Below are 26,491 nucleotides of genomic sequence, written 5' to 3'. Positions count from 1 at the left end.
CGTGGCCATGCCGACGAACACGGTCCACTCGGGTAGCGCAAGCCGGCTCGATCAGCGTGGGTTCACGTTGATCGAGCTGGTGATCACGCTCGCGCTCGTGTCCATCCTGGCGCTCGCGATCATGCCGTTCTCCGAACTGATCGTGCAGCGTCAGAAGGAACAGCAGTTGAGCGCCGCGTTGCGCGAGATTCGCACGGCACTTGACGCCTACAAGGATTCGAGCGACGCGGGGTTGATCGACAAGGAGGCAGAAGCGTCCGGCTATCCGGCGTCGCTGACCGTACTCGTGACAGGCGTACCCAATGCGAAGGATCCGAAAGGCAGTCTGTTGATGTTCCTTCGCCACGTGCCACGGGATCCGTTTTTTTCCGGCAATCCGGAAACGGCCGCGGAAGACACCTGGAACGTGCGGTCCTATGGGGTGCCGCCGGATCAGGCCGGTGCCGATGCGCCGTCGGGAAACGATCAGGCCGGCAAGGATGTGTTCGACGTGTCGTCGAAATCCGATCGCGCCGGCATCAACGGCGTGCCGTACAAACAATGGTGACGGTGCATCATGAAACCCGCTTATACGCGCAGATCCCGCGGTTTTACGCTGATCGAACTGGTTGTCGTGATGGCGATCATTGGCCTGCTTCTGACGATCGCGCTGCCGCGCTATATGCACAGCATCGAACGCGGCAAGGAGCAGGTCCGGCAGCAGAACGTCGCGGTGATGCGCGATGCGATCGATAAATACTACGGCGACAACGGCCAGTACCCGGATACGCTCGATGAACTGGTGACGAAGCACTATCTGCGGGCGGTTCCAACCGATCCGGTCAACGGCGACGACAAGTGGGCGGTGATCGCCTCGCCCGATGAAACCAAGACGGGTGTGTACGACGTCGTGCCGGCGAGTAGTCCGCAGGGCACGCCGGCCGATCCAGCAGGAGCAGGCAAGTGAGTCGCGGCGCTTTCTCAGTGCGAGGCGGCGCGCGTATTCCGTCGGCATCGAAGCGGGCTGCGGGGCGCCGAACCAGGCCTCGCGCCGCGCGCCAGCGTGGACTCGTGCTGCTGGCGCTATTGATCGCGCTGACGTTGATGTCGATCGCGTTGGCGGGCGCGCTCGACGTCTGGTCGTTGGAACGGCGGCGCGAGCAGGAGAAGCAACTGTTGTTCGTGGGTGACCAGTACCGGCAGGCGATTGTGCGGTATTACCGCGTCGGCCGCGTCTATCCGGCGTCGGTCGACGATCTGCTGGACGACGCGCGCTTTCCGGTTCCGATGCATCATCTGCGTCAGGCATACCCGGATCCGGTCACTGGCAAGACCGATTGGCTCTTCTTGCGGCAGGGCGATCGCTTTTATGGCGTGTACAGCAGCTCGGAGGCGCCGACGATCAAGCGCGCGGAGTTTCCGCGGCGATATGCAGACTTCGAGACGGAGCAGACTTACGGCGGGTGGAAATTCGTCTATCTTGCACCGGGGCTGCGCAACACGCCCGCCAATGCTGTTACCCCAGCGCCTGGTCGTCCGGTGCAGACCTTTAGTCCACAAAACGGCGCGGGACGCGTTCCGTCGAGACTGACTCGATAATTGATGAGACGCTCGAAGCGAAGCAGCCGGCGCCGCAGCGGCTTTGTCATGCGGGCAGTCTGGCGTGGATGCGGCTGCAGCGCTGGAAGTGGCGGGGTGGCGCAAGACATCTTTACATCAACGCGGGGGCCTGAAAAACCGCCGCCTTAAAAAGAAAAACGCCCCGCAGGGCGTTTTCCAGAACCTCGGGGACAGCAAGGAACTCGCGCTCCTCGCCGACAAGGCAAAACTCGCTTAGAACTTGTGACGCAGGCCTGCGCGAACTGCCAGTTGCGTGCTTGCGCCTGCCACCGGCAGGAAGCTGCTCGTGCTGGAGCCGATCTGCGCTTGCAGACCGGTATTCTTCGACGTCTTGCCCGCAGCAGCCTGATAGACGCCCAGCAGGTACACGTCGGTGCGCTTGCTCAGTGCGTAGTCGACGCTGGCGTCGATCTGATTCCAGTGACCGTTGGTCTGATCCTTGGACTGCATGTACGTGTAGCCCAGTGCGCCCGTCAGTGCCGGCGTGAATGCGTACTTGCCGCCTGCTTCGTACGCGTTGAACGTCGTCATGTGACCGGTAATCTGCTCGATGTTCGTGTGCGTCCAGAGAGCCCACATCGTTGCCGCGCCGATCGAGTACTTGGTGCCGACGCCGACCGTGGACAGGTCCTTCGCCGTACCGCTGATCGCCGAGTTTGCGAGCGTCGTCGAGAAGGTGGTCGGCGATGCCGAACCCGGGTAGCGGATGTCCGTGTACGCAGCGCCGATGCCGAACGGGCCGTTCGCATAGTTCACGCCAAAGCTGTAAACCGACGACGAACCGCTTGCGCCCGGCGCGCCAGCAAATGCGCCAGCCTGGTTCGAGAAGCCGTACATGCCGCCGAAGGTCAGGCCCGCGAAGTTCGCGCTGGTGAACTTGACCGCGTTGCTGACGCGGCTCGACGTGAGCTGGTCGACATCGTTGATGTGATAGCCGTAGTTACCAGCGACGGTCTGGCTGCCGTTGCTGTAGACGCCACCCAGAAAGTCGGTCGAGAACGAGTATTGGCGACCGAACGTGAGCGTGCCGATGCCGTTCTGCGACAGACCGACGTATGCCTGACGGCCGAACAGCGAGCTGCCCTGGCCGAGCGCGCCGGTGCCGGAGTTAAAGCCGTTTTCCAACGTGAACAGCGCCTTCAGGCCATTGCCGAGGTCTTCAGAACCGCGCAGGCCCCAACGGCTGGCTTGGGCGACACCGTCGCCGTATTGATAGAGCTTCTGGCCTTGAGGGCCAGCATGGTTGACATAGGTGAAACCGGCATCGATCAAGCCATACAGCGTGACGCTGCTTTGTGCGTGTGCGGCGGTGGCGAAGACGGCGAGCGTAGCGGCGGCCAATACTTTCTTGTTCAAGACTTTCTCCGATTAAAAATTAAGCGATCACCACGCCGTACTCTTTGGTAAGGTCGTGCGATGGCCCGAAATTTAAGGGAACGCAGAGTAAGGTATGTGACAGCTTTGCTTATTTTTGTAATCTGTCGCGCCGGCGCGACACTCACATAGCGTTGCCAGTTGAAATCAAGCAAGGCACGCCGCTCATAAGCTTTTTCCAGATCGTGCGTATAAGCGTGTGAAAAACGATTGGTTTTCGGGTGCATCGGGGGCATGCGAGGATCCGCACCTACCAATCAAAATCGCTTGTGGGGAAACGCATGCAACGCCGCAAAATCATCCAGAATCTGCTCGCTATCGCCGCCGTTTCGCTTACGGCAACGTTTGCGCACGCTGATGACAAACAACTGAAGATCGGCACGATGAGTGGCCCGGACGCACAGATCTGGTCGGTCGTGACCAAGGTGGCGGCGCGCGAAGGGCTGAATGTGAAGGTCATCGAATTCAACGACTACGTGCAGCCGAACGCGGCACTCGACTCCGGCGACCTCGACGCCAACGGTTTCCAGCACCAGCCGTTTCTCGATAGCCAGATCAAGCAGCGCGGCTACAAGATCGTCAACGTCGGCCTGACCTACGTTTCGCCGATGGGCTTCTATTCGAAGAAACTCAAGTCACTGAAGGACTTGCCGGAAGGCGCGAAGGTCGGCATCCAGAACGATCCGTCGAATGGCAACCGCGCGCTGCTGCTGTTGCAGAAGTACGGCGTGATCAAACTGAAGCCGGGCGTCGGCACGAACGGTGTCAACGCAACGCCCCTCGACGTCGCCGACAATCCGAAGAAGATCAAGCTGGTGGAGCTCGACGCCGCGCAATTGCCGCGCTCGCTCGACGACCTCGACGCGGCGTCGATCAACACGGACTACGCGGTGAAGGCGGGCTTGCAGCCGACGAAAGACGCGATCGCGATCGAGGACCTCAAAGGTCCGTACGCGAATCTGATCGCCGTGCGCGCGCAGGATCGCGACAAGCCGTGGGTCAAGAAGCTGGTCGCGGCGTACGAGTCGGATGAAGTGCGCAAGTACATCGACGCGCAGTTCAAAGGCGCGATCATTCCGGCTTTCTGAGCGGTTTTATAGGCGGCTTTCCGGCCGCCTTTGAGCACTCTGCTCTTTCGCAACAGACCCGTAAACGCAAAACGCCCGCAGAAATAGCGGGCGCTCTGCTTTGCTGGCACAGCTTCCGCAGATGAATCCCGGGAAGGCGCGGCTTCAGTTGTTCCTCAGTTGCTCAACAACGACCCGCTTCTGAACGCCTTCGCACCGGCAATGCGCGCGAATTCCAGGCCGGCCGTCGCGAAGCGCGTCAAATGTCGCGCATATAGCACGCCGGCTACGGTGCTCTTCAGCGTGACGACACGATCGGTCAACGGATCGACGATATCGGCGATCTCATGGCCGACATCGACCCAGGTACCGACTTCACAGCGATACACGAGCACACCGCTGATCGGCGCGACGATCGGCTCGGCGCCGGCCAGAGGCGTGGCGGCGAATTCGAGCGCCGGCAGCGGCGCCGGTGTGCCGTCGATCACGCCACGCGAGGTCAGGTACTCGATGATCGCCTGAGCGTCACGCTCCGCGTACTCGTACGACACTTCGCGTTGACCGCGCAGTTCGATCGTGACCGAGACCGAGCCGTTCGGAATCGGAAAACGCTCGCCGTAGCGGCCGCGCAGATCCGACCAGCAGAAGCTGTGGATTTCGTCAAACGGATTGCCCACGGAATTCAGCGCCAGCAGCGAGGCCTTGGCGTCCAGATAGCAGGCGAGCGGCTCGACTTCCGGCCACAGGTCCGGGTTCGTGTAGAGGTGCATCGCGGCTTCCCAGTCGCAGTGCAGATCGAGCACGACATCGGCGTCATACGAGAGCTTTTGCAGCGCCAGACGTTGCGATTCGAGTTCGGTTTCTGGCTTCTGCGCGTCGAGCGCTTCACGCATCGCCGCGCGGATCGCCGTGCGATTGGCGTCGATGTTGTCGGTCAGGCGCGCTTCGATGCCGGGCTGAATCAGCGCCGACAGCTCGTAGAAATTGCGGTTGAAGTTCTGCGCGCTGTTGGTCTCGAAGCGGCCCGTCAGATGGCCGAGAAAGTGCTGATTCAGGCCGATCGGATTGGCCACCGGCACGATCACGACTTCGCCGCGCACCTTGCCGGCCGCTTCCAGCGCGGCGAGCTTGCGGCGCAACGCCCACGAAACCAGCATGCCAGGCAACTCGTCGGCATGCAGCGACGACTGGATGTAAATCTTCTGCCCGCCGCCAGGACCATAGTGAAAACTCGTCAGATTACGGGCGGTGCCGAGCGTCGGGGCAATCAGCGGATGGGTTTGGGTTTGCATGGTTTTCAAATCCGCGGGCATCTGGGGCGTGCCGCGCTATGTCGTTGATTACAAGGGGAAAGGGTGTCTAAAGGTCGGTCATTGGTGGGCGGGTTCGCAGCGCCTCTAGCGCACGATCTTAGCCGATATGACGCGGTGCGTGGTCTTATGCGGCGCGGCCCGGAGCGCACGGCGCGCGGGCCGGCCGGTCCGCTTCGATCGCAGTCCAGGCGGCGCGGCAAAGCGGTCCCGCAAACGAAACGGGCTCCGCGTGATGCGGAGCCCGGTTTTTGCGAGCCGGCAAGCGCGCCGTCAGGCGCGCGTGGCTGGCTTAGCCGCCGTACACGTCGAAGTCGAAGTACTTCTTCTCGAGCTTCTTGTACGTACCGTCCTTGATGATGTCGGCAATCGCCTTGTCGACCTTCGCCTTCAGATCAGCGTCTTCCTTGCGCATGCCGATGCCTGCGCCGTTGCCGAGGATCTTCGGATCGTCGAGGTCCTTGCCGACGAAGTCGAAGCCCGCGCCGCGCGGCGTCTTCAGGAAGCCGATGTCAGCTTGCACCGCGTCTTGCAGCGCTGCGTCCAGACGGCCCGACAGCAAGTCGGCATAGACCTGGTCCTGGTTCTGATATGGCACGACCTTCGCGCCCTTCGCTTCCCAGTACGTCTTCGCGTAGGTTTCCTGGATCGTGCCTTGCTCGACGCCAACAGTCTTGCCCTTGAGCGAATCGGCGGTCGGCAGGATGCCCGAACCCTTCTTCGCGACGAGGCGCGTCGGCGTGTTGAACAGCTTCGACGAGAAGGCGATCTGTTCAGCGCGTTGCGGCGTCATGGACATCGACGACAGCACGCCGTCGAACTTCTTCGCCTTCAGGGCCGGGATCATGCCGTCGAAGTCGTTTTCGACCCACACGCACTTGGCCTTCAGGCGCGCGCAGATTTCATTGCCGAGGTCGATGTCGAAGCCCGCGAGCTTGCCGTCCGAGCCCTTGGACTCAAACGGGGGGTAGCTGGCGTCAACGCCGAAACGGATTGTCGACCAATCTTTAGCGTGTGCGCCAATCGAGACGGTTGCAAGCAGAGCAACCGTCAAAGCCGCTAGCAGTTTTTTCACTGTTTAACTCCTCGGTGTAGTTCGAATACTCCCGTATGCGGTTGTGCCGCTGCGGGACGCCCGGCGCGACTCACGACCAGGCTTGGGTTGAAGCTGCCGGCCGGGGCGGCCAGCAGCGCGCGCCAAGCTTATCAGTTCAAAAAGATAGGGTAGTTAGTGAAACACCGGATAGCGTTCGGGAATAGCTTCGAAAGCCTGAATGTGGTGGAGATTCGACGGCGCCGCCATGCGTCTTGCATGGCCTTGGGATGCTACCTGTTGTCGTGTAAAGAAGCCGTAATGAAGTTGGCTAACCACGGCGCGTTGCCGGCGTACTTCGCAAGACGCGTTGTACCGGCAAAACCAGTATTCAGAATGGCGCTATTACCAGCGCTTATTGCAGACTATTACGGCGAGCGCGATTGTTTCAATTGCCTGTCGACGAGTTAAAGATTTCGCTTGAACAACCGTTAAATACAGATGAGCGTATTTGTTAAATCACACCTGACCGATTGTTTTTTCTCGATTGAGGCGGGGCCGGAACCAAAAATGCATTGCTTGGCGCTATGATCAACGCTCCGAACGGCTGCCGTTGCAGCGTACGATCATGTCGGTATCTGTCTGAACAAAGTCATCGAGCACTACGCCCGCGATTAAATACCGCGCGCCTGTTTGCGTTCGTCTTAATGACCTTCTGCTAAGCGGTTGTATATGCACACGATTTCGATGGCAGACGAAATGCGCTGTTTCAAACCATCGCGCCGGAGCCGAACTGCAGTCGCAGCGGCACGCGCGAAGTCACTGCGCGGCCGCTGGTTTTCCGGGTTTTTGACATTACTGATAAACGCCGCTTTCTGCTGTAGCCTTTTGTCTTCAGCACCCGTCGTGGCCGCCGACAACGTTCTGCGTGTACTGGCATGGCCCGGTTATGCGGACGCCGACGTCGTCAAGACTTTCGAGGCGCGCTACAACGCGAAGGTCGAAGTCACGCTGGTCGATTCCGACGAGGCGCTATGGGCGCAGATGCATGCTCAGGGCACGCCGCAGTTCGATGTGCTCGCTGCGAATACTGCTGAAATCGAGCGCTATACCCGCGCGAATCTGCTGGCGCCGCTCGATCTGGCCAGTTTGCCGAATACGAAAAAACAGTTGCCGCGGTTTCAGGCGCTGTCGTCGATCAAAGGGCTGACCTCGGCAGGCAATGTGTACGCCATTCCATTCACGTACTCGTCGATGGGGCTGATCTATGACCGCAAGCAGATCGCCGTTGCGCCGCGCTCGATGCGCGAATTGTGGAACCCGCGCTATCGCGGCAAGGTTCTCGACTTCAATAGCGCCCAGCATAATTTCTCGTTCACCGCGCTGGCGCTGGGCTATCCCCATCCCTTCCAGCTCGACGCCACGCAGATGGGCGTGATCGCTCACAAGCTCGTCGATCTGCGCCGCAACCTGCTGACCTATTACACGCTGCCCGAAGAAGCGACCGCGTTCTTCATCCAGCATAAAGTTGCCTTGATGTTCGGTAACTACGGCACCCAGCAGGTTGAATCATTGCGCCGCGCTGGCGCCGACGTGGGCTACGTGATTCCCGACGAAGGGGTGCTCGCCTGGCTGGACTGCTGGTCGATGACGCGAACCGCCAAGGATCGCCCGCTCGCGCTTGCGTGGATCAACTACATGCTCGAACCGGACGTCAGTGCGTTGCTGACGCAACGCCAGGGGCTCGCCAACACGTTGACGGCGCCGGCGGAGAACAGCGACAAGGCGCATATCGTCTGGATCGGCCCGGTGGAAGATATTCAGCGGCGCGAAGACCTGTGGAGCAGAATCGTGTCCGGCGACAGGTCGGAGCGTTTTTGATGATGCGCCCCGGCTTGACATTCAAGTTATCGATTCTGCTTGCGTGCATTGGCGTGCTCGCGTCCGGTGCGACCGGTTATTACACGTATCGTGCCAACCGTACGATGCTCGTGAACGAAGCCGGACACAGCCTGCTGACTTCAACGGAGCTGTTGGGCCAGCGCTTTTCCGTGGCGATCGACGATGTTGCCGCGGACGCGCTGGTGCTCGCGAGCTTGCCGTCTTTGGCGGACGTCGCGCAGACCGACGACGGCGTTGGCGCGAATGCGCCGCGCGAACAACTGGCGCAGGTGTATGCCAGCTTCATGATTCACCACCCCGAGTACCTGCAGATTCGTTTCATTACTCGCAAGCACTACGGGCTCGAGCTGATCCGTTTCGACCGCGATGCCGACGGCCTCGTGCGGGTCGAGGGGAACAACCTTCAGGAAAAAGGCCAGTTTGCGTATGTGTTCGACACACTGGCGTTCTCGCCCGGACGCATTTACACCTCGCCGATCGCGGTGAACCACGAGTACGGCGCGCATGCCGCCGAGGGCAAACCGACGCTGCGGCTCGGCACACCTGTGGCGGACGCGAGTGGCGCAGTGGTTGGCGTCGTGATTATCGATATCGATCTGGCCGGACTGCTCAACCGTTTGCAGAGCGATTTGCCGAGCGACTATCAGGTTTATCTCGCCAACGAATGGGGTGATTTTCTGGTCCATCCGGATGCCTCGAAAACGTTCGGCTTCGACAAGGGCCGCCGCGTTCTGATGCAGGACAGCTTTTCCGCTACCAGACCGCTCTTCGATCTGTCAAAAAGCGAAGTTCTGCTGGACGGTCTCGAGCGGCCGAGGCAGGCGGCCGGTCAGGTGCTTGCTTTCGTGCGCAGACCGTTCGGCGCCTCCGAAGGCAACCGTTTTATCGTGATCGGCCTCGCCAAGCCGCTCGAGGATGTATTGTCCGGCGCCACCCAACTGGGTAACAGAATCATTCGCATGGTGTTGATCTTCAGCGTGCTGGCGCTGTTCCTCGCGATTCTGTTTGCGCGCGCCCTGACCAAGCCTTTGCACATTCTCGCGTATGCGGCGACGCATCTGTTCGCCGAGCACGCGATGGAAACGCTGCCGCTCAAACGTACCGACGAGATCGGCATACTCGCGCGCTGCTTCGATCGTCTGCGCCGGGAAATCAAGTCGCAAATGGATGTGCTGCATAACAAGCAACGTGAGCTCGTGCATCTCGCCACGCACGACGGGTTGACCGGCCTGCCGAACCGCATGTTGTTCATGCAGAAGCTCGAGGCGGCGATCGGGGAAGCGACACGGCGTCAGGAAGGGCTTGCCGTGCTGTTCGTCGACCTCGACCGCTTCAAGCAGATCAACGACCAGTTCGGCCATTCGATTGGTGACAAGGTGCTCGCCGCGGTGGCGCAGCGGCTGAAGCAGGTGCTCTGCAGCGCGGATGTCGCCGCGCGCCTCGGCGGCGACGAGTTCATCGTGTTGGTCGAGGGGCCGCGCTCCGCGGAGACCGCACCGGGGATTGCCTCGCGCATCATGGGGGCGTTGAACGAAGAACTGCTGATCGACGGACAAAGCATGACGGTGGGCGCGAGCATCGGCATCAGCCAGTTTCCGGACGATAGCGCCACGGTGGAGGAGTTGCTGCTCCACGCCGACGCGGCGATGTATGCGGCCAAAGCCGGTGGACGGTGTGGCTATCTGCGCTACCAGGATGTGCTGGCGGCGCGCAAGCGGGAACAGGAGCAGGCGAGCGAAGGCGCAACGCAAGGCCGTGAGGCGGAGCCGACCGCCTGACACGCCGAATTTCATTGCAATGCCGCAATGGCCCCTTGCGCGCCGTTTTCGTGAAGCAACTGCAATGCGTGTCGAAGCGCTTTCCTGAACTCGGGAAGGGCGGCCAGATCTTCCGGAAACACCTCACGCACAGACAGTAACGCGTCCATCAGCGCCTGCGGCTCACCTTGCGCGGATGCCTCGAGCGTCTTCAATCTGCTGGCCAGCGGATCGCTGATTTCGTAACGCGTGCCGTCGTCCGCGTGGCCGCGCAAAAATATCATCCAGGCCGCTATCGCCAGCGCGAGACGCGTGAACGGTTGACCCGCGCCGATCCGCGCCGCAATCGTGGCGAGCAGACGCGGTGGAATCTTCTGGCTGCCATCCATCGCGATCTGCGCGCAGCGATGTTTCAGCGCCGGATTCGCGTAGCGTTCGAGCAGTGCGTCCCGATAGGCGGCCAGGTCGAATGATGCGGGCATGGTTAGCGTCGGCGCGATTTCTTCCGTCATCATCGCGTGGATGAGATTGCGCATGGCGGGGTGGGAGATCGCTGCATCGATCGTCTCGAAGCCGCCGAGCATCGACAGATAGGCCAGCGTCGAGTGCGTGCCGTTCAGCATGCGTAGCTTCGCCAGTTCGAAGGGCGTGACGTCCTCGACGAGTTGCGCGCCGACTGCGTCCCATGCGGGACGTCCCCCGGCAAAACGATCTTCAATGACCCATTGCCGGAACGGTTCGCATGGCACCGGTGCGGCATCCGCGTAAACGATTGCGTGGGCTACGGTGATGCGTTCAGCGTCGGTGGTGGCCGGCACGATACGGTCGACCATCGTCGATGGAAACGCAACGTGGGCGGCGATCCAGTCGGCCAGCTCGGGATCGTGTTGCCGCGCGAACGAACAGACCACCTGGCGGAGCGCGGCGCCGTTATGGGAAAGGTTGTCGCACGAGAGCACCGTGAACGGTTTGCCGTTCGCACTGTCGCGCCGCTCGCGCAATGCCGCGACGAGGATGCCCGGCACCGTGCGCGGTTCGAGCGGGTTGGCCAGATCGTGTGCAACGGCGGGATCGTCCAGCGCGACCTCGCCGGTTTTCGGGTCGCGGCAGTAGCCTTTTTCCGTGACGGTCAGCGAGACGATCTGTACCAGCGGATCCGCGAGGCGCGCGAACAGGGCGGCGCGATCGTGCGGCATGGCCAGCACTTCGCACAGCGCACGCACGACCGTTACCTTGGCGCCATGCGGCCCGCGTTCAACCACGCTATACAAGCCTTGCTGCTCCATCAGCGCGTCGCGCTTGCCGACATCGCCTTGCAGCGTGACGCCGCAAATACCCCAGTCGCCGCCCGCGGCAAGCATGGCCTCCTCCGTGTAGAGGGCTTGATGTGCACGATGGAAGTTGCCAATCCCCAGATGAACGATGCCGATGCGCGGCTCCTGCCATTGCGGTGAGAGCAGATGTGTTTGCAGCGTAGGTAGTGCTTGGCGGACGAGGCGAGGCAAGGTAGCTACAGAAATCATGTGACGAATTCCAGGTTGCGGAAAGGCTTCAGACCGACGCCGTTCAACGGGAAAACCCTGATTTGACGTGTCGCTATACTTGTATGGTAGCATCGTTCAAACGATTTGAGACAGGTTGACGAGTGCGATTTTCCACTTCAACCGGCACTCAAAATCGACATGAAAAACAGCCAGTCGCATGCCGCCGTTGTGCACGGTTCGCGACTCGCCTCTGCAAGGAAGATGTCATGAAGATCGTTCGCGCCGACGTGATCGTCACGTGCCCGGGCCGCAATTTCGTCACATTGAAAATCGTCACGGACGAAGGGGTATACGGCATCGGCGATGCAACGCTGAACGGCCGCGAACTCGCAGTCGCTTCGTATCTGAAAGACCACGTGTGCCCGTTGCTGATCGGCCGCGATCCCGGTCGTATCGAAGACACCTGGCAGTACCTCTACAAAGGCGCGTACTGGCGCCGCGGCCCTGTCACGATGTCGGCGATCGCCGCGGTGGATATGGCGCTGTGGGACATTCTCGGCAAGGTAACGGGCATGCCGCTGTACAAGCTGCTCGGCGGCGCGTCACGAGAAGGCGTGATGGTGTACGGCCACGCCACCGGCCGCGACATTCCCGAAGCGCTCGACCGTTACGCGGAACACATCGAAGCCGGCTATCAGGCCATTCGCATTCAATGCGGTGTGCCGAATATGCGCTCGGTGTATGGCGTGTCGAAAGGCAACGGTATGTACGAGCCGGCCACCAAGGGCGCGGTGGAGGAGCAGAGCTGGTCGTCGGAAAAGTATCTCGACTTCGTACCCAAGCTCTTTGAAGCGGTGCGCGACAAATTCGGCTTCGATACGCATTTACTGCATGACGTCCACCACCGTTTGACGCCGATCGAGGCCGCGCGTCTCGGCAAATCGGTCGAGCCGTATCGCCTGTTCTGGATGGAAGACCCCACTCCCGCGGAAAACCAGGCCGGCTTCCGGCTGATCCGCGAACATACGGTCACGCCGATCGCCGTCGGCGAAGTCTTCAACAGCATCTGGGATTGCAAACAGTTGATCGAGGAACAGTTGATCGACTATATCCGCGCGACCTTAACGCATGCGGGTGGCATTACGCATCTGCGGCGCATTGCGGATTTTGCTTCGCTGTATCAGGTGCGAACCGGTTGTCACGGGCCGTCGGATCTGTCGCCAGTGTGCATGGGCGCGGCGCTGCACTTCGATCTGTGGGTGCCGAATTTCGGCGTGCAGGAATACATGGGCTTTCCACCCGAGGCGCTCGACGTATTCCCGCATGCATGGCGCTTCGAGCGCGGCATGATGCATCCCGGCGAAGCCCCGGGCCATGGCGTCGATATCGACGAAGCAGCGGCCGCGCGGTATCCCTACGACCCCGCATATTTGCCGGTCGCGCGTCTCGAAGACGGAACGCTGTGGAACTGGTGAGCTGATTTTGCTTCTTCAACTTCTTTCGCGCAGCACTGAGCGCGAGACCTTTGTCATACCGGAGTCTTTCATGCTCGCAGCCGTGCTTCACGAACCCAAACTCATCCGCATCGACGAAGTCGAGCCGCCTGTACCCGGCCCCGGCCAGGTGCGAGTACGCGTGCGCGCCGGCGGCATTTGCGGCTCCGATCTGTCGTACTACTTCAAAGGCAAGAGCGGTGATTTCGCGGTGCGCGAGCCATTCGTGCTCGGACATGAAGTGGCCGGCGAGATCGATTCGCTCGGCGAGGGCGTGAGCGCGGAGAGTCGTCTGACACCCGGACAGCGTGTTGCCGTCAATCCTGGACTTGCCTGTGGGACGTGCCGCTTTTGCATCGGCGGGATGCCGAATCATTGTCTGAACATGCGCTTCATGGGCAGTGCATCGACGTTCCCGCATACTCAGGGCATGTTCCGTCAATACATCGTCGTCGCGGCGCGGCAATGCGTACCTGTGCCGGATGGCGTCGATTTTGCGCAGGCGTCGATGGCCGAGCCGCTTGCCGTTGCATTGCATGCGGTGAAGCAGGCGGGTTCGCTCGTCGGCGCGAGTGTCTTGCTGGTGGGTTGCGGGCCGATCGGTTGCATTCTGCTGAGCGTGGCGCGCCGCGCCGGTGCTCATCGCGTGGTCGCGCTGGATCTTTCGGATCGCGCGTTGCAGGTTGCGCAGCAACTCGGTGCGGATCAGATCGTGAACGCGACAGACAGCGCCACGATCGATCAATGGTCCGCGCAACGCGGCACGTTCGACGTGGTCATCGAGGCATCGGGCAGTCCCGCCGGACTCGATACGGCGCTGCGTGCGGCGCGAGCCGGCGGCACGGTGATTCAGGTGGGCAATCTGCCGGCCGGCCAGTCGCCGGTGGCGGCGAACCTGGTGATGTCGAAAGAACTCCGCTATCAAGGCTCGTTCCGCTTCACCGGCGAATACGCCATCGCTGCCGATGAAATCGCCTCCGGCAAAGTCGATTTGCGACCGCTCATGACGCATGCATTCGCGATGAACGAAGCGAACCATGCGTTCGAAGTGGCGCTCGACCGCTCGCAGTCGATGAAGGTGCATCTGAACTTCGATTGAACATCGCCCGTGGCATGAGGCGTTGCACGTGAGCGCTGCGCCATGCCTGGCCAATCCAGATACTTAAGCTATTCAAAACGCCCATCAAGAGGCGACCCGAAGGAGACACCTGATGATCAAGAGTCAACGCTGGTTTGTTGTCGCGCTACTGTTTCTGGCCGGCGTCATCAACTATCTCGACCGCGCGGCGCTGTCGATTGCCGCACCGTTGATCCAGAAAGACCTGCACTTCTCGCATGCGCAGTTGGGCATCGTGTTCAGCAGCTTTTTCATCGGCTATGCGCTGTTCAATTTTGTCGGCGGCGTGCTGTCGGACAAGGTTGGCGCGAAACGCGTATTCGGCACCGCGATGGGCGTGTGGTCGGTGTTCTGCGGCGCGACCGCGTTGGCCACCGGCATCGGTTCGCTGATCGTGCTGCGTGTGCTGTTCGGCATGGGCGAAGGTCCGTTCAGTTCGTCGAACAGCAAGATGGTCAATAACTGGTTCCCGCGCAAGGAAGTCGCGAGCGCGATTGGCGTGATCAGTTCGGGCACACCGCTCGGCGGTGCGCTGGCGGGGCCGGTGGTCGGCTTCATGGCGGTGCAGTTCGGCTGGCGCTGGGCTTTTGTCGCGATCATGATGCTGGGACTCTTGTGGCTTGTATTGTGGGCGGCAACGACCACCGAACACCCGCACGAAAACTCGCGCGTTACGCCTGATGAGATCGAACTCATCCGTGCCGGTCAGGCGGACGAACATGCGATCGCGCATTCGGCCGACGGCGAGCGGCTCGGCCTGCGGCACTTCCTGAAGAAGCCGATCATTCTCGCGACCGCCTTCGCGTTCTTCTCATACAACTACGTGCTGTTTTTCTTCCTGTCGTGGTTCCCGACCTATCTGACCGAAGCGCATCATCTGAGTCTGCGCGACATGAGTTTCGCCACGGTGATTCCGTGGCTGCTCGGCAGTATCGGGCTCGCGGCGGGCGGCTTCATCTCGGACTTCATCTTGCGCCTGACCGGTAAGCCGCTGCTGTCGCGCAAGATCGTGCTGAGTACTTGTCTGGGCGCGGCGGCGGTGTGTGTCGCGTTGGCCGGGCGTGTTGCCAGTACTCAGGGGGCGGTCGCGCTGATGTCGGTGTCGATCTTCTTCCTGTATGTGACGGGCGCGGTGTATTGGGCCGTGATTCAGGACACCGTGCCGCGCGAACACGTCGGCGGCGCGGGCGGTTTTGTGCACTTGCTGGCGAATCTGGCCGGCGTGATCGGACCCGCGGTGACGGGCTTCATCGTCGAAGCGACGCACGGGAATTACGCCAGTGCGTTCGTGCTGGCGGGGGCGATTGCCGTGCTCGGCGCGCTGTGTTCGCTGGTGTGGATTCGCGAGCCGCGAGCGAGTGCCTTAAACATGAAACGTGCATGGTAGTATGGTGCGACACACTTTAGTGGATATCCTGGTGGGTATTCATGGTGTGCGCCGTCTCTGTCGCTATTCATTCGTTGCTATCCGCTGCTTTACCCGATGCCGACCAAGAACCTCCACGCCAACGCGTCTTCTTTCTCCTCCGATGCCTCGCTTGCGTCCCGCACAAGGCGTCGCGCGAGCGTGCAGGCCGGCGCGCGTGTCGAACTGCCGGATCTGACCGCCAGCGTCTCGTTCGACTCGCATGAGCCGATCGGCAAGCAGATTTTCCGTGCGCTGCGTCAGGCAATTTTCGTCGGTCAACTGGTGCCGGGCACGCCGCTCTCGGAGAAGGAAGTGTCCGACATGTTTCAGGTGTCGCGGCAACCGGTGCGGGAGGCGTTCATCAAATTGGTGGAAGCAGGTGTGCTTCAGGTATTGCCGCAGCGCGGCACTTTCGTGAAGCGCATTTCGCCGCGCCAGGTGCGGGAAGGGCGTTTCATTCGCGAAGCGATCGAGACGGCGGTGGTGAAGAAGGCAGCCGTGTCGATCACGGACGAGCAGTTGCAGGCACTGGCCGATAACCTTCGTGACCAGAAGCTTGCGGCGAAATCGAACGACACCGCCGCCTTCCTCGCGCTCGACGAGGCGTTTCATTACGCGATCGCCCAGGCGATCGATTGCACGGCGGCATGGGAAACGATTCAGGACATCAAGGCGCAGATGGACCGGGTGCGCTACCTGAGCTTGCCCGACGTGTCACCGCTCGATCTGCTGATCAAGCAGCACGCGAAGATTCTGGCGGGCCTGCGCGCGCACGACCCGAGCGCGGCTGAAGAAGCAATGCGCAGTCACCTGCGCGAGATTCTGATGTCGCTTGGTCCGATTGCGGAGCGCAATCCGGCGTGGTTCGACGCGGACGAACCGGAGCGCGTGCCGCTGTCGACTTAGGCCGATGTGCCGGTAGGCCGCCGGCTTGCTCGCTTACGGCCATATTACGGCCCTAGGCGTAGCCCCCCGCTGCGCCAGCCAATTTCATGCACGCATAACCCGCGGAGCCCCGTCTCGCGGCGTCTCCAGCCCCAATCATCAGACGATTTCAGTGGCAAAAACCCGAGGGAAGTTTGCCTCGATCGGTGCTTCGTCGAGCGCTGGCGCAATCGTTTGCGCCGATCTTGAGGTAACTCTGTCTGATTTGCGCCAATGCGTTTTCCGCCTATCAACTTTTGATGTGGGTTTGCCGAAAACATCGTTACAGCAACGGGATTGACTGGAGACGGGTGTGAAGCGACAGGTGTGGTTTTTGGTAGCCGTTCTCGCGCTGGCCGGGTGCGCACAGATGCCTGCGCAGAATGCCGCGCACACGGACAAGGCGCCCAACGAAGTCATCAGCTTCGAGATTCCGCCGGATGCGCTCGGGGCGCATGACCCGCAACTCACCGCCGTGCTGACCAAGGCAGGCGCACTGGCTGCCGCGCAACAGCAGTCCACGGTCGTGCTGGTCACCGCGCTGGGTCAGGATTTCGCGTACCTGAACCAGGCAGTGTGGAAGGGTGTGCCTGCGCAACGCATGTCGAAGGTGAGCTTCGAGAATCGAACCGCCGGCCTGGGTCAGCCGTATACCGTGTCGATCAGGACGGTGCAATGAAGGAGGCCATCGCGATGCTTCGAATCACCTTACTTACCGTGGCCACGCTGCTCGCCGCGCCTGCTTTTGCGGGCTCACCGGGAACGGATCTGCAGTCGGCCGGCGCGTTTCCTGCCACGTTTCCTCCGGCGGCGGACAAGGTTTATCCACCGTTGCCAACGCTTGCGATGCTGCCACCGTCGAGCGGCAGCGATGATGACTTGCCTGTGAAGCCGACGACGCATCGAAAGAAGTCGCGTGCGCCGATCCAGTCGCAGGAACGCAAGGGAGCGCCGCTGCCGGCTGTCCGGCTCGTCGTGTCCGATGCTTCGCATACGTACCTCGACTCCGTGCAACGGCAAATCGATCTGGCGTTGGCCAAGTAATTCGCCCGCGGCGTGGAGCTCGCCACTTTTGCCGCTATCAAGCGGAAGGATGAATCGTGTCCTTGAAACTCTTCTGTGCCGCGCTAGCGTGGCTGTCGATGTGCGGCGCGGCCTACGCGGCCGACGATTGCTTCAATGAGGCCGCAGCCTATCAGGGCGTCAATCCCTGGATATTGCGCGCGGTTGCATGGTACGAATCGAAGGGCGACCCGGACGCGATACACCAGAACGCGAACGGTTCGATCGACGTCGGCCAGTTGCAGATCAATTCGATTCATTTCGGTGACCTCGCGCGCGAGGGCGTACCGCACCGCGCATTGACCGATCCGTGTGTGAACGTCTACGTGGCCGCGTGGCTGCTGAAGCAGAAGATGGTCAAATACGGCAATACCTGGCGCGCGATCGGCGCGTACCACTCGGAGTCCCCGAAGCAGCGTGACGCCTACGCCCGCAGCATCCAGCACGTGCTGGTCGGATGGGGGCAGTTGCTGCCCGCCCGCCAAACGCTAGTCGCCGATCGCTAGTCACGAAAACGCAGCTTCGCGTGGTTATCATGAGGCCCCCGGACGGCCTCGATTTCACGCACGGCGCGGCCTCATGCATGCTGCATCGTGCGGAGAAAGCGGGGCCAGGCTGTACTTGCTGAGGCCTTCGTTGATCAGATCACATACGCGTAAAGCGGCAGTGTTGGTGGCGCTTGCCGGTATCGGCCTCGCCGGCGGCGCGCCTTTCGTTCTCAATTCGCACGCGGCGTTCGCCGGGCTGCGTAACGTCTCTCTCTACGTATTCGCCGCGCTTGCCGCGAGTGCTGCGATCAGCGCGATGGCAAAAGCGGGCAAGCTGCATCTGATGCAGACCGCGCTCGGCTTCCGGGTCAGTTTCCTGCGCACGTTTGCCATCACGCTGGCTACCGATTTCGCGTTCCTGGCTTCTCCGTTGGGCGCGGCGGGCTACGGCGTCAACATCGGCCTGCTGCAGCGCGCCGGCGCATCCTGGTCGCTTGCGACGACGGTTGTCGGCGCGGATCAGGCGCTCGATCTCGCGTTCTTCACGACCGCCGTACCGGTGTCCCTGCTGTTTGCCTTCGGACCGTTGACGCAGGTGATTCCGCACGCGAGCGCGCCGCTTGTGTTCGGCGTGCTGGCCGGAGCCGCATGCCTCGTCGGTGTCTGCTGGATGAATCGCCGGCGCGTGGCGGCGACACTGGACGCCGCCGGCCGGCGCGTTCACTGGCTCAACGAGCGCCGCGCGAGATTGAGCCGGTTTTTCCATAGCGTTCGCCGGCAATGGCTGGAACTGGTCGCCGGACCCAAGTGGCGGCTTGCCGCGTTGTGTCTGCTCACGACGCTGCAGTGGTTGCTGCGCTACGGCGCCCTCTGGTTTATCTTGCGCGAACTCGGTTACCGGCTGCCGTTGGGTTTCGTTCTGGCCGTGCAGGCCGTCGTGCTGCATGCCGCGTTGTGGACCGGCGTGCCCGCGGGCGGTGGCACCGGCGATATCGCTCTCGCTGCCGCATTCGCGAGTTGGGTGCCCCGCGCGGGCATCGCGACGGCGCTGGTGTTGTGGCGTTTCGCGACGCTTTACAGCCCTCTGGCGCTGGGCGCGGCAGGTTTCGTTGCGCTGGCAACGAGGGGGCGCAACCCACTGTCGGCCGCCGACTGAAACCTCGAGGGCCGGGCTGGAACGGCACAGCGCGGCACAGTGCGGCTCACGGCGTTCGCCAGGTTCGGTAAGCGCTTCAGCGCGGACTATCGGTATCGGGCACTTTGCGCATGCGGGCCGCAAAACTCGCGCGTGAGTCCTGCTCACTGCGTAAGCGAAGCATTTGAAAGGTCTGTGAAATCAGCGCGAGCGGATAGACCGCCTTCAGGAGGTCGGCGATCATGCGCCATTCCGCACGCATGCCTTTCCAGTAACCGAGTTTCTCGGTTTTGCGAGCCTGCGTGACGTGTGGCCAGTGAGTCACCGCAATCGGCAGACGGCGCGCGATGATGCGGCGGTTCATGAACACTTCGACCCCGAAGCGCGGCAAGCCGTGAACCTCCTGCAGGACTTCGCTTAGCAGCGCTTTTTTGACCACGCGCTCGCCGGAGACGAAATCGAGGCCGATGGCGCGGAATGCCAGCAGGCTGTTCTGGCGCAGGCTCATGCTCACTTGCGCGCTGCCTTGCAGGACAGGCAGGGCGAGCGCGCTGATGCTCTCGGCCGTCAGACCCTTCAGGTCGGCATCGAGCAGCATCAACAGTTCGCCACGCGCGGCGGCGATCCCGGTTGCCATGGCGGCGCTTTTACCGCGGTTCTCTGCGCACCGGATCAGCCGCGCCGACGCGAAACGCTCGACCACATCGGCGGTGCCGTCGGTCGAACCATCGTCCACCACGATGACTTCGTCGAGCAAAGGATGCGCGCAGGCCACGGCCAGCACCGTGCCGATGCGGGGCGCCTCGTTGTACGCGCAAATGACGCAGGAGATTCGTGGAGCAGGTCTGAGCGGGGCGCGAGCGGTCATGTAAAGGGCAGTAAAGATCAACAATGGTGCGCTGCAGCACAATGCGTGTTTTTCAGCTATAGTCAGGGCACGGCATATGTCCAGAGAGGTACAGAATGTACGACGCCGAAATCGCCGCCACCCTCCTGAATCGTTGGGCCACACGTTCGTCAACGACTGACTTCGACGTCTACCTCGAGTTGTTGCGCGAAGGCAATCTCAGTTTCACCTACCAATCCGGTCACGTGCGCGACGCCGGCATTGAAGAGGGGAGCGCATTCAATATCGAATCCCTGGTATTCGGCGACGGCTCGCGCACCTTGCGCGTCGAAGCGCCTGACCAGACACCCCGCTGGACGCGCTGGGCCGCGGTGGAACCACTGCTGCCCGTCACCAGCGAGGCCTGACAACATCGTCAGACGATCCGTGCCCCGGCGCGATACGTCGCGCGCGGCACCGGCAACGCGTCGAGCATCGTGACGCGCACGAAGTCCGCGCGCAAACCCGCTTCGATTGCCCCGCGGTCATGCAGGCCCGCCGTGCGGGCCGGCTCGGCGGAAACCGTCGCCATGGCGCGCGGCAGGGTCCAGCCGGCCTTGTTCACCAGGTCGAACACGGCCGTCATCAAACTGGACGGCACGTAATCCGAGGACAGGATATCGAGCAAGTCCGCCTTCGCCAGTTCGAGGGCCGACACGTTGCCCGAATGCGAGCCGCCGCGCACGATATTCGGCGCCCCCATGATGGTCGAAATGCCATGCTCGCGTGCCGCCTCGGCGGCGATGCGGGTGGTCGGAAATTCGGCCAGCACGATGCCTTCGGCCTTGGCCTGTTCGACGTGTTCGATCAGCGTGTCGTCATGGCTCGCCACGGGAATGCCGAGCCGGTTGCAGCGTGCCACGATCTCGCGGCGGTGCGCGTCGGCGTAACGTTCCTGTTCGACGGACAGTTCGACCAAGGCGGTCGCCACGTGTTCGTCAGTCAGCTTGCCGTTGCGCTCCTGGAAGCGGCGCCATTGTTCGCGGTCGTGCCATTGACGTTGGCCGGGCGTGTGATCCATTACCGAGGCGAGCCGCAGCAACGGATGCGTGCACAACGAATCGAACAACTCGACCACGTCGGCGGTGGCGATTTCGCAGCGCAGATGCAGAAAGTGTTCGGCACGCAGCAGCTTGCGCTCCGAGAAGCGCGTGAGGGATGCGGCACATTGCATTTGCATATCGCGGCCGCGCAGCCCTACGTTCGAGCGCGAACCGATCGCGAGGGCATCGAACACCGTGGTGATGCCGGCCGCCGCCACTTGCGCGTCGTGGATCACGAAGGCGGCATCGGTATTCCATTGCACGCCCGGACGCGGCACCAGATGCTTCTCGAGGTTGTCCGTGTGCAGTTCGATCAGACCCGGCAACAGATAGTCGCCTTCCCAATCTTCCGCTTCGCGCGCGGAGGTCGTGCCACGCTCGACGTCGCGAATCACGCCGTCTTCGATGCGTATCACACCGGTAAATACTTCGTCTCGCGTCACGATGCGAGCGTTCCTGATCAACATCGTCTTGCTCCGTAGTCTGTCCTGAGTGTTGCAGTTGAGTGCTTCGACTCGCTGCTTCGACTCAAGGTTTCAGCTCAGTGGTTTAGTTTAGTGCCGTTTCGTGTCAATTAATGGCGTAACGGCGGCTGGAGTTCAAGACGGCGTGTGGCCACCTTGTTGCGGGTATCTTCGTCGTGAAAGATGCCGACGATCGCCGCGCCGCGCTCGCGCGCTTCGACGATCAGATCGGCGACCACGTCGCGGTTCTCCGCGTCGAGCGAGGCCGTGGGCTCGTCGAGCAGCAGCAGCGGGTGCCCGGCGATCAAACCGCGGGCGATGTTCACGCGCTGCTGTTCGCCGCCGGAAAAGGTGGCGGGCGCGAGCGACCACAGCCGCTCGGGCACGTTCAATCTCGCCAGTAGGGCTGCTGCACGCGCACGGGCTTCGTCTTCGGCCACGCCGCGCGACAGCAGCGGTTCGGCGACGAGCGTCAGCGTCGGCACGCGCGGAATCACGCGCAGAAACTGGCTGACGTAGCCAACCACGCCGCGGCGCAGCCGCAACACGTCGTGCGGCTCGGCTCCGGTGATCGACACCGGCGGCCCGTCATCCGCCGCCGCATCGCGAATGGCAATCGAGCCCGCGCTGGCCAGGTAGTTGCCGTACAGACAGCGCAGCAGCGTACTCTTGCCCGCGCCTGAAGGTCCGATCAGCACGACGCACTCGCCGCGCTCGACATCGAGCGACACGCCCGCGAGCGCTTCGATCTGCACGCCGCCCTGGCCGTGCAGCGTGAAGGTCTTGCCGATGCCAACCGCGCGCAGCATCAGTGCGTTGTTCTCGATGAACGCACGTTCGGTGGCGTGGAATTCCTTGCTTGTTTCAATGGATCGCATTTGTGAGCCTCAAACCGGCAGAACCGAGGAAACCAGCGTTTGTGTGTACGGATGCTGCGGATCGTCGAGCACCTGGTCCGTCAGGCCCGACTCGACCACTTCGCCGCCTTGCATGACCATCAAACGATGCGCGAGCAGCCGCGCCACGCCGATATCGTGCGTGACGATCAGCACCGACAGATGCAGCGTGGACGTCAACGTGCGCAGCAAATCGAGCAGACGCGCCTGCACCGAGACGTCGAGACCGGCGGTCGGCTCGTCCATGAAGACGAGGCGCGGACCGGTGACGAGGTTACGTGCGATCTGCAAACGCTGCTGCATGCCGCCGGAAAACGCCGCCGGAAATTCGTCGATACGGGTGGCGTCGAGTTCGACGCGTTCCATCCACTGCGTTGCGGTGTGACGGATGTCGCCGTAATGGCGGGCGCCGACGGCCATCAAAGGCTCGCCGATATTCGCGCCGGCGGAGACGCCGCTGCGCAGGCCGTCGCGCGGATTCTGCTGCACGAAGCCCCATTCGGTGCGCATCAACAGACACCGGCGCGGTTCGGACAAGGCGAGCAGATCGAGCTTTTCGCCATGCGTTGCCGTGTAGTGGAGCGAGCCGCTATCGGTTTCGGTTTTCAGGGCGAGCGCATTGAGCAGCGTGGTCTTGCCCGAACCGGATTCGCCGACGATGCACAGCACTTCGCCCGGATACAGATCGAAGCTGACGTTCCTGCAGCCGTTGCGGCCGCCAAATTGTTTGGTGAGCGAACGGGCGCTCAGCAGCGGCGTCATGCGGTTTCTCCTTTGCGCGCTTCGTAGGCCGGCAACTCGAGGTCCTGATCGCCGCGGCGTTCGTGGCAGTAGTCGCTGTCCGAGCAGACGAACATGCGCTTGCCGGCGTCGTCGACGATCATTTCGTCGAGGAAGCTTTCCGTCGATCCGCACAGCGCGCACGCGTGCTGCCACTTCTGCACTTCGAACGGGTGATCGTCGAAGTCGAGACTGCGCACGGGCGTGTACGGCGGGATCGCGTGAATGCGCCGTTCGCGGCCGGCGCCGAACAATTGCAGCGCGGGGTTCATATGCATCTTCGGATTGTCGAACTTCGGAATCGGCGACGGCGAACTCAGATAGCGGTTGTTGACGATCACCGGGTAGTCGTACGTGGTGGCGATGCTGCCGTGATGGACGATGTCCTCGTACAGCTTCACGCTGATCAATCCGTAATCAGCCAGGGCGTGCAGCTTCTTGCATTCCGTAGCGCGCGGTTCCAGCTTGTATAGCGGTTCGGGCATCGGCACCTGATAGACCAGAATCTGCTTGTCGGTGAGCGGCGCTTCCGGAATCCGGTGACGTGTCTGGATGATCGTCGCTTCGGTCGTGCGGCGCGTGGTTGTCACGCCCGTGGTGCGCGCGAAGAAGCGGCGGATGTTGACCGCGTTGGTGGTTTCGTCGGAACCTTGATCGATGACTTTCAGCGTATCGTTCGTGCCGATGATCGCCGCGGTCACCTGAATGCCGCCCGTGCCCCAGCCGTACGGCAGGGGCATTTCCCGCGAGCCGAACGGCACCTGATAGCCCGGCACGGCGACCGCCTTGAGCAACGCGCGGCGCAGCATGCGCTTGGTCTGTTCGTCGAGGTAGGCGAAGTTGTAGCCGTCCGCGGCGCTGTCGTACGACGCGGTGGTGTGAGATGTGGCCGGCGCGTTCATGCGGCTTGCTCCTGCTGATCATGATCCTGACTCTTGCGCAGATCCGGACCCTCTGCGCTGTGTCGCGCCCGCAGTCGCCGCACGAGTTCGAGTTCGGACTGAAAGTCGACGTAGTGAGGCAATTTCAGATGCTGAACGAAACCGGACGCTTCGACGTTATCGCTATGCGAGAGCATGAATTCGATGTCCTGCGTCGGCGAGGCGAGCGTTTCGCCGAGTTCCTCGGTGCGCAACGCACGATCCACGAGTGCCATGGCCATCGCTTTGCGTTCCGAGTGTCCGAAAGCGAGACCATAGCCTTGCGTGAAAGTAGGGGCCACGTTGCCGCTGCCGGCGAACTGGTTGATCATCTGGCATTCGGTGACATCGATGTCGCCGATTTCAACGGCTTCGCCCAGTTCATCGAGTTCCATTTCGACGGCGATCGTGCCGAAGCGGATCTCGCCGGCAAACGGATGCGTGTGCGCGTAGCCCCGTTGGGTGGCGTAGCCCATGGCGAGCAGGAAGCCTTCGTCGCCGCGTGCGAGATTCTGCAAACGCGTGGCGCGGCTCGCGGGAAACGCGAGTGGCTCGCGCGAGAGATCACCGGGTTCCGGCGCGTCCGGCGTGGGGCGTTCCTGTTCGATCAGGCCTTCCTTGTCGAGCAGCGTGACCACGCGCGGCACGGCTTCTGCTGCGGACTGGGCGGCTTGAATGGAAGCCGGGGTTGTGGCCGCATCGGTTCCGGCATCGCCTTCGGCAAGCAGCGCGAAATCCAGCAGACGTTGCGTGTAATCGTAAGTCGCGCCGAGCAATTGCCCGCCGGGCACGTCCTTGAACGTTGCCGAAATACGGCGCTCAACTTGCATGGCTTCCGTGTCGATCGCCTGCGTATAACCGAAACGCGGCAACGTAGTGCGATACGCACGCAGCAGAAAGATCGCTTCGACCAGATCGCCCGCGGCCTGCTTGATCGCGAGCGCGGCGAGTTCTTCGTCGTAAACCGAGCCTTCGGTCATCACTCGCGCGACGGCGAGGCGCAATTGCTCGCGAATCTGCGCGACGCTGAGCTCGGCCAGCCGCGTATCGCCGCGGCGCGACTTGTCGAGCAGACGCCACGACGCTTCGATCGCGCGTTCTCCACCCTTGACGGCAACGTACATCAGTTCACCTTCGCTTGAGTTGTGCGCGGCAGGCCGATCAACGTGCTGCCGCAGACGAGATAACAATCGATGCCGCACGGAAACAGCGGCGCGAGGGCGGCGCGTTCGCGCCAGAAGTGCTCGGGCAGACCGATCGGCGCAATCGTCGTGGTGTGCTGAATGCCGGGACCGCTGAGCACGATCGGTGCGCCACCTGTCAACGCTTCGACGCGGATCAGCAAGGTCACCGAGTGCTCAGGCGATTCCGCTTCGCCGAGTGCAAAGCTTTCCAGCGCCGGCATTGCGCCTGCATCGTGAATATAGGCGAAGGCCGCAAGTCCCGGTTCGTCGACGAGCGGCGCGCCGGTATGAAAGCGCAGCGCCGAACCCAGTGCCGTATCGGGTTGGGCGAGCCATACGGGCGTGGCGTAGTCGCACAGGGTCAGCAGCGCGGCGAAAGCGGCGAGCGCGGCGCGAGTGGCCCGCACCTCCGGCAAGCCTTTTTCGACGACGCCCACCGTGCCCGGACGCGACAGTGCGTCGAGCAGCGTGCGGAATACCGCCTGGGTGTCGTGGACCGGGTCTGCGAAACCGGGCGTCAAGGTAGACAATGCAATCTGCGAGTTTTCCATCAGTCGCCTCTGACCATCGTGAAGAATTCGACGCGCGTGGCTGCGGCGTCCTGTCTGCGTCCGGCGCGTTGCGCGGCTTGCTGTTCGGCAAACGGCGCGATCAATTGCTGGTGCAAGGCGGTGTGATGTTCGGGCATCTGCAGCAACGCATCGGCAAGCGCTGCCAGTTCGGCGCGGCGGCGGTCGCGGCCCAGATGGCACGCCACGCCGACGGCTGCGGCTGTATCACCCGTGACGCGCAAACGCAACGTGGCGCGCGTGACGGTGGCCTCGCCGAGATTGAACGGGTCGCCGCTGCCGCCGACGCGGCCGCGCACCATCGCGAGGCCGATTTCGGGTGGCCGCAGCCAGTCGTAAGCAGGGGGTGGAACGCCTTGCAGCGCACGTTCCAGCGCGGCTTCGAGATCGGCGCGCGGGGTGCGGGCCAGCACGGCCATCCATGCGCGCCGCGTGGCGGAGGAAGGCGAGGCGGAAGTGGCACTCATCGAAATTCCTGTTGATCCAGCGAGTGGACATTTAAGCATCTATTCATCTAAACGTCTAGATGTTTAGGGGTATGCTGGCCGGGCGTTGCTGTGCATGGTCACCGTTTCACATTTCCATCACGGCTTGCG

At 62.2% G+C, this 26,491-nt stretch carries 28 protein-coding genes; 16 read left to right on the top strand and 12 right to left on the bottom strand.

What is annotated here, in order from left to right; translation table 11 throughout:
• Window positions 1-7 precede the first annotated feature (7 nt).
• The 4 genes from M0D67_RS20360 (at window position 8) to M0D67_RS20345 (ending at window position 1,816) form a co-directional block, all read left to right on the top strand.
• A complete protein-coding gene (locus M0D67_RS20360; protein WP_266239505.1) occupies window positions 8-547 on the top strand; it encodes a type II secretion system protein in 540 nt (179 codons plus the stop codon).
• A 9-nt stretch (window positions 548-556) separates the two neighbouring features.
• Window positions 557-946, top strand: a complete 390-nt coding sequence (locus M0D67_RS20355; protein ID WP_266239504.1) for a type IV pilin protein — start codon at window positions 557-559, stop codon at window positions 944-946.
• 107 nt (window positions 947-1,053) lie between these two features.
• Complete coding sequence (locus tag M0D67_RS20350; protein WP_266239538.1) at window positions 1,054-1,578, top strand: type II secretion system protein; 525 nt, start codon at window positions 1,054-1,056, stop codon at window positions 1,576-1,578.
• Window positions 1,579-1,642: 64 nt separating this feature from the next.
• On the top strand, window positions 1,643-1,816 hold the full coding sequence (locus M0D67_RS20345; protein WP_266239503.1) for a hypothetical protein: 174 nt from the start codon (window positions 1,643-1,645) through the stop codon (window positions 1,814-1,816).
• Here the strand turns inward: M0D67_RS20345 and M0D67_RS20340 are convergent.
• Entirely contained in the window at window positions 1,813-2,955 is a 1,143-nt protein-coding gene (locus tag M0D67_RS20340; protein WP_266239502.1) for a porin, read from the bottom strand. The genes M0D67_RS20345 and M0D67_RS20340 overlap by 4 nt on opposite strands.
• 299 nt (window positions 2,956-3,254) lie before the next feature.
• Here M0D67_RS20340 and M0D67_RS20335 point away from each other — a divergent pair, with 299 nt between their 5' ends.
• Window positions 3,255-4,061 carry a MetQ/NlpA family ABC transporter substrate-binding protein gene (locus tag M0D67_RS20335; protein WP_266239501.1) on the top strand — a complete coding sequence of 269 codons (807 nt, stop codon included), beginning with the start codon at window positions 3,255-3,257 and terminating at the stop codon, window positions 4,059-4,061.
• A 155-nt stretch (window positions 4,062-4,216) separates the two neighbouring features.
• Here M0D67_RS20335 and M0D67_RS20330 read toward each other — a convergent pair whose 3' ends face one another.
• Window positions 4,217-5,332: a succinylglutamate desuccinylase/aspartoacylase family protein gene (locus tag M0D67_RS20330; protein ID WP_266239500.1), complete on the bottom strand. Its 1,116-nt coding sequence runs from the start codon at window positions 5,330-5,332 to the stop codon at window positions 4,217-4,219.
• A gap of 310 nt (window positions 5,333-5,642) precedes the next feature.
• A complete protein-coding gene (locus tag M0D67_RS20325) occupies window positions 5,643-6,425 on the bottom strand; it encodes an ABC transporter substrate-binding protein (RefSeq protein ID WP_168435873.1) in 783 nt (260 codons plus the stop codon).
• A 690-nt stretch (window positions 6,426-7,115) separates the two neighbouring features.
• On the opposite strand from M0D67_RS20325, the gene M0D67_RS20320 reads away from it, so the two are divergent.
• Both M0D67_RS20320 and M0D67_RS20315 read left to right on the top strand, forming a co-directional pair.
• Entirely contained in the window at window positions 7,116-8,264 is a 1,149-nt protein-coding gene (locus M0D67_RS20320; RefSeq protein WP_266239499.1) for a PotD/PotF family extracellular solute-binding protein, read from the top strand.
• Entirely contained in the window at window positions 8,264-10,063 is a 1,800-nt protein-coding gene (locus M0D67_RS20315; protein WP_266239498.1) for a diguanylate cyclase, read from the top strand. Before M0D67_RS20320 ends, M0D67_RS20315 begins: the two co-directional genes overlap by 1 nt.
• 11 nt (window positions 10,064-10,074) lie before the next feature.
• Here M0D67_RS20315 and M0D67_RS20310 read toward each other — a convergent pair whose 3' ends face one another.
• A complete protein-coding gene (locus tag M0D67_RS20310) occupies window positions 10,075-11,565 on the bottom strand; it encodes a mannitol dehydrogenase family protein (RefSeq protein ID WP_266239497.1) in 1,491 nt (496 codons plus the stop codon).
• A gap of 227 nt (window positions 11,566-11,792) precedes the next feature.
• Here M0D67_RS20310 and manD point away from each other — a divergent pair, with 227 nt between their 5' ends.
• The 8 genes from manD (at window position 11,793) to M0D67_RS20270 (ending at window position 19,174) form a co-directional block, all read left to right on the top strand.
• The gene (gene manD, locus M0D67_RS20305; RefSeq protein ID WP_266239496.1) at window positions 11,793-13,001 is read left to right on the top strand and encodes a D-mannonate dehydratase ManD; all 1,209 of its coding nucleotides are present in this window, start codon (window positions 11,793-11,795) and stop codon (window positions 12,999-13,001) included.
• Between the two features lie 70 nt (window positions 13,002-13,071).
• Window positions 13,072-14,118, top strand: coding sequence for an L-idonate 5-dehydrogenase (locus M0D67_RS20300; protein WP_266239495.1), 1,047 nt, complete (start codon window positions 13,072-13,074; stop codon window positions 14,116-14,118).
• 112 nt (window positions 14,119-14,230) lie between these two features.
• Complete coding sequence (locus tag M0D67_RS20295) at window positions 14,231-15,523, top strand: MFS transporter (RefSeq protein WP_266239494.1); 1,293 nt, start codon at window positions 14,231-14,233, stop codon at window positions 15,521-15,523.
• A gap of 96 nt (window positions 15,524-15,619) precedes the next feature.
• Window positions 15,620-16,450 (top strand): GntR family transcriptional regulator, encoded by an 831-nt coding sequence (locus tag M0D67_RS20290; RefSeq protein ID WP_154564699.1) that lies wholly within the window; start codon window positions 15,620-15,622, stop codon window positions 16,448-16,450.
• Window positions 16,451-16,838: 388 nt separating this feature from the next.
• A complete protein-coding gene (locus tag M0D67_RS20285) occupies window positions 16,839-17,147 on the top strand; it encodes a hypothetical protein (protein WP_266239537.1) in 309 nt (102 codons plus the stop codon).
• Between the two features lie 14 nt (window positions 17,148-17,161).
• Complete coding sequence (locus M0D67_RS20280; RefSeq protein WP_266239493.1) at window positions 17,162-17,512, top strand: hypothetical protein; 351 nt, start codon at window positions 17,162-17,164, stop codon at window positions 17,510-17,512.
• A gap of 98 nt (window positions 17,513-17,610) precedes the next feature.
• Entirely contained in the window at window positions 17,611-18,036 is a 426-nt protein-coding gene (locus M0D67_RS20275; RefSeq protein ID WP_266239535.1) for a lytic transglycosylase domain-containing protein, read from the top strand.
• 130 nt (window positions 18,037-18,166) lie between these two features.
• The gene (locus M0D67_RS20270) at window positions 18,167-19,174 is read left to right on the top strand and encodes a lysylphosphatidylglycerol synthase transmembrane domain-containing protein (RefSeq protein WP_266239492.1); all 1,008 of its coding nucleotides are present in this window, start codon (window positions 18,167-18,169) and stop codon (window positions 19,172-19,174) included.
• A gap of 76 nt (window positions 19,175-19,250) precedes the next feature.
• On the opposite strand, the gene M0D67_RS20265 is transcribed toward M0D67_RS20270, so the two are convergent.
• Window positions 19,251-20,021, bottom strand: a complete 771-nt coding sequence (locus M0D67_RS20265) for a glycosyltransferase family 2 protein (protein WP_266239491.1) — start codon at window positions 20,019-20,021, stop codon at window positions 19,251-19,253.
• Window positions 20,022-20,116: 95 nt separating this feature from the next.
• Between M0D67_RS20265 and M0D67_RS20260 the strand changes: the two genes are divergently transcribed.
• Entirely contained in the window at window positions 20,117-20,407 is a 291-nt protein-coding gene (locus tag M0D67_RS20260) for a hypothetical protein (protein ID WP_097395939.1), read from the top strand.
• A gap of 8 nt (window positions 20,408-20,415) precedes the next feature.
• On the opposite strand, the gene M0D67_RS20255 is transcribed toward M0D67_RS20260, so the two are convergent.
• From M0D67_RS20255 to phnG, 7 genes are all read right to left on the bottom strand, one after another.
• Window positions 20,416-21,549 carry an alpha-D-ribose 1-methylphosphonate 5-triphosphate diphosphatase gene (locus tag M0D67_RS20255; protein ID WP_266239490.1) on the bottom strand — a complete coding sequence of 378 codons (1,134 nt, stop codon included), beginning with the start codon at window positions 21,547-21,549 and terminating at the stop codon, window positions 20,416-20,418.
• Window positions 21,550-21,656: 107 nt separating this feature from the next.
• Complete coding sequence (gene phnL / locus M0D67_RS20250) at window positions 21,657-22,424, bottom strand: phosphonate C-P lyase system protein PhnL (RefSeq protein WP_266239489.1); 768 nt, start codon at window positions 22,422-22,424, stop codon at window positions 21,657-21,659.
• Window positions 22,425-22,433: 9 nt separating this feature from the next.
• A complete protein-coding gene (gene phnK / locus M0D67_RS20245; protein WP_266239488.1) occupies window positions 22,434-23,204 on the bottom strand; it encodes a phosphonate C-P lyase system protein PhnK in 771 nt (256 codons plus the stop codon).
• Entirely contained in the window at window positions 23,201-24,124 is a 924-nt protein-coding gene (locus tag M0D67_RS20240) for an alpha-D-ribose 1-methylphosphonate 5-phosphate C-P-lyase PhnJ (RefSeq protein ID WP_266239486.1), read from the bottom strand. Before M0D67_RS20240 ends, phnK begins: the two co-directional genes overlap by 4 nt.
• Entirely contained in the window at window positions 24,121-25,266 is a 1,146-nt protein-coding gene (locus M0D67_RS20235; protein ID WP_266239485.1) for a carbon-phosphorus lyase complex subunit PhnI, read from the bottom strand. Before M0D67_RS20235 ends, M0D67_RS20240 begins: the two co-directional genes overlap by 4 nt.
• Entirely contained in the window at window positions 25,266-25,877 is a 612-nt protein-coding gene (gene phnH, locus M0D67_RS20230) for a phosphonate C-P lyase system protein PhnH (RefSeq protein WP_266239484.1), read from the bottom strand. The genes M0D67_RS20235 and phnH overlap by 1 nt, the downstream gene beginning before the upstream one ends.
• Window positions 25,877-26,362 carry a phosphonate C-P lyase system protein PhnG gene (phnG, locus tag M0D67_RS20225; protein WP_266239483.1) on the bottom strand — a complete coding sequence of 162 codons (486 nt, stop codon included), beginning with the start codon at window positions 26,360-26,362 and terminating at the stop codon, window positions 25,877-25,879. Before phnG ends, phnH begins: the two co-directional genes overlap by 1 nt.
• Window positions 26,363-26,491: the final 129 nt, after the last annotated feature.

It is taken from the genome of Paraburkholderia sp. SECH4, assembly GCF_030511745.1.
Taxonomy (GTDB): Bacteria; Pseudomonadota; Gammaproteobacteria; order Burkholderiales; family Burkholderiaceae; genus Paraburkholderia; species Paraburkholderia madseniana.
The sequence above is the reverse complement of the archived record's forward strand: the minus strand, read 5'-3'. Positions and strand labels throughout refer to the sequence as shown.

What these genes read in the sequence shown, in the direction of transcription:
- M0D67_RS20240 (WP_266239486.1), bottom strand. Translation starts at nt 24,124, where the DNA reads ATGAACGCGCCGGCCACATCTCACACCACCGCGTCGTACGACAGCGCC.
- M0D67_RS20265 (WP_266239491.1), bottom strand. Translation starts at nt 20,021, where the DNA reads ATGACCGCTCGCGCCCCGCTCAGACCTGCTCCACGAATCTCCTGCGTC.
- M0D67_RS20290 (WP_154564699.1), top strand. Translation starts at nt 15,620, where the DNA reads ATGCCGACCAAGAACCTCCACGCCAACGCGTCTTCTTTCTCCTCCGAT.
- phnL (WP_266239489.1), bottom strand. Translation starts at nt 22,424, where the DNA reads ATGCGATCCATTGAAACAAGCAAGGAATTCCACGCCACCGAACGTGCG.
- M0D67_RS20280 (WP_266239493.1), top strand. Translation starts at nt 17,162, where the DNA reads ATGCTTCGAATCACCTTACTTACCGTGGCCACGCTGCTCGCCGCGCCT.
- M0D67_RS20255 (WP_266239490.1), bottom strand. Translation starts at nt 21,549, where the DNA reads ATGTTGATCAGGAACGCTCGCATCGTGACGCGAGACGAAGTATTTACC.
- manD (WP_266239496.1), top strand. Translation starts at nt 11,793, where the DNA reads ATGAAGATCGTTCGCGCCGACGTGATCGTCACGTGCCCGGGCCGCAAT.
- M0D67_RS20260 (WP_097395939.1), top strand. Translation starts at nt 20,117, where the DNA reads ATGTACGACGCCGAAATCGCCGCCACCCTCCTGAATCGTTGGGCCACA.
- M0D67_RS20310 (WP_266239497.1), bottom strand. Translation starts at nt 11,565, where the DNA reads ATGATTTCTGTAGCTACCTTGCCTCGCCTCGTCCGCCAAGCACTACCT.
- phnG (WP_266239483.1), bottom strand. Translation starts at nt 26,362, where the DNA reads ATGAGTGCCACTTCCGCCTCGCCTTCCTCCGCCACGCGGCGCGCATGG.
- M0D67_RS20320 (WP_266239499.1), top strand. Translation starts at nt 7,116, where the DNA reads ATGCACACGATTTCGATGGCAGACGAAATGCGCTGTTTCAAACCATCG.
- M0D67_RS20300 (WP_266239495.1), top strand. Translation starts at nt 13,072, where the DNA reads ATGCTCGCAGCCGTGCTTCACGAACCCAAACTCATCCGCATCGACGAA.
- M0D67_RS20335 (WP_266239501.1), top strand. Translation starts at nt 3,255, where the DNA reads ATGCAACGCCGCAAAATCATCCAGAATCTGCTCGCTATCGCCGCCGTT.
- phnH (WP_266239484.1), bottom strand. Translation starts at nt 25,877, where the DNA reads ATGGAAAACTCGCAGATTGCATTGTCTACCTTGACGCCCGGTTTCGCA.
- M0D67_RS20295 (WP_266239494.1), top strand. Translation starts at nt 14,231, where the DNA reads ATGATCAAGAGTCAACGCTGGTTTGTTGTCGCGCTACTGTTTCTGGCC.
- M0D67_RS20235 (WP_266239485.1), bottom strand. Translation starts at nt 25,266, where the DNA reads ATGTACGTTGCCGTCAAGGGTGGAGAACGCGCGATCGAAGCGTCGTGG.
- M0D67_RS20315 (WP_266239498.1), top strand. Translation starts at nt 8,264, where the DNA reads ATGATGCGCCCCGGCTTGACATTCAAGTTATCGATTCTGCTTGCGTGC.
- M0D67_RS20285 (WP_266239537.1), top strand. Translation starts at nt 16,839, where the DNA reads ATGCCTGCGCAGAATGCCGCGCACACGGACAAGGCGCCCAACGAAGTC.
- M0D67_RS20275 (WP_266239535.1), top strand. Translation starts at nt 17,611, where the DNA reads ATGTGCGGCGCGGCCTACGCGGCCGACGATTGCTTCAATGAGGCCGCA.
- M0D67_RS20330 (WP_266239500.1), bottom strand. Translation starts at nt 5,332, where the DNA reads ATGCAAACCCAAACCCATCCGCTGATTGCCCCGACGCTCGGCACCGCC.
- M0D67_RS20355 (WP_266239504.1), top strand. Translation starts at nt 557, where the DNA reads ATGAAACCCGCTTATACGCGCAGATCCCGCGGTTTTACGCTGATCGAA.
- M0D67_RS20360 (WP_266239505.1), top strand. Translation starts at nt 8, where the DNA reads ATGCCGACGAACACGGTCCACTCGGGTAGCGCAAGCCGGCTCGATCAG.
- phnK (WP_266239488.1), bottom strand. Translation starts at nt 23,204, where the DNA reads ATGACGCCGCTGCTGAGCGCCCGTTCGCTCACCAAACAATTTGGCGGC.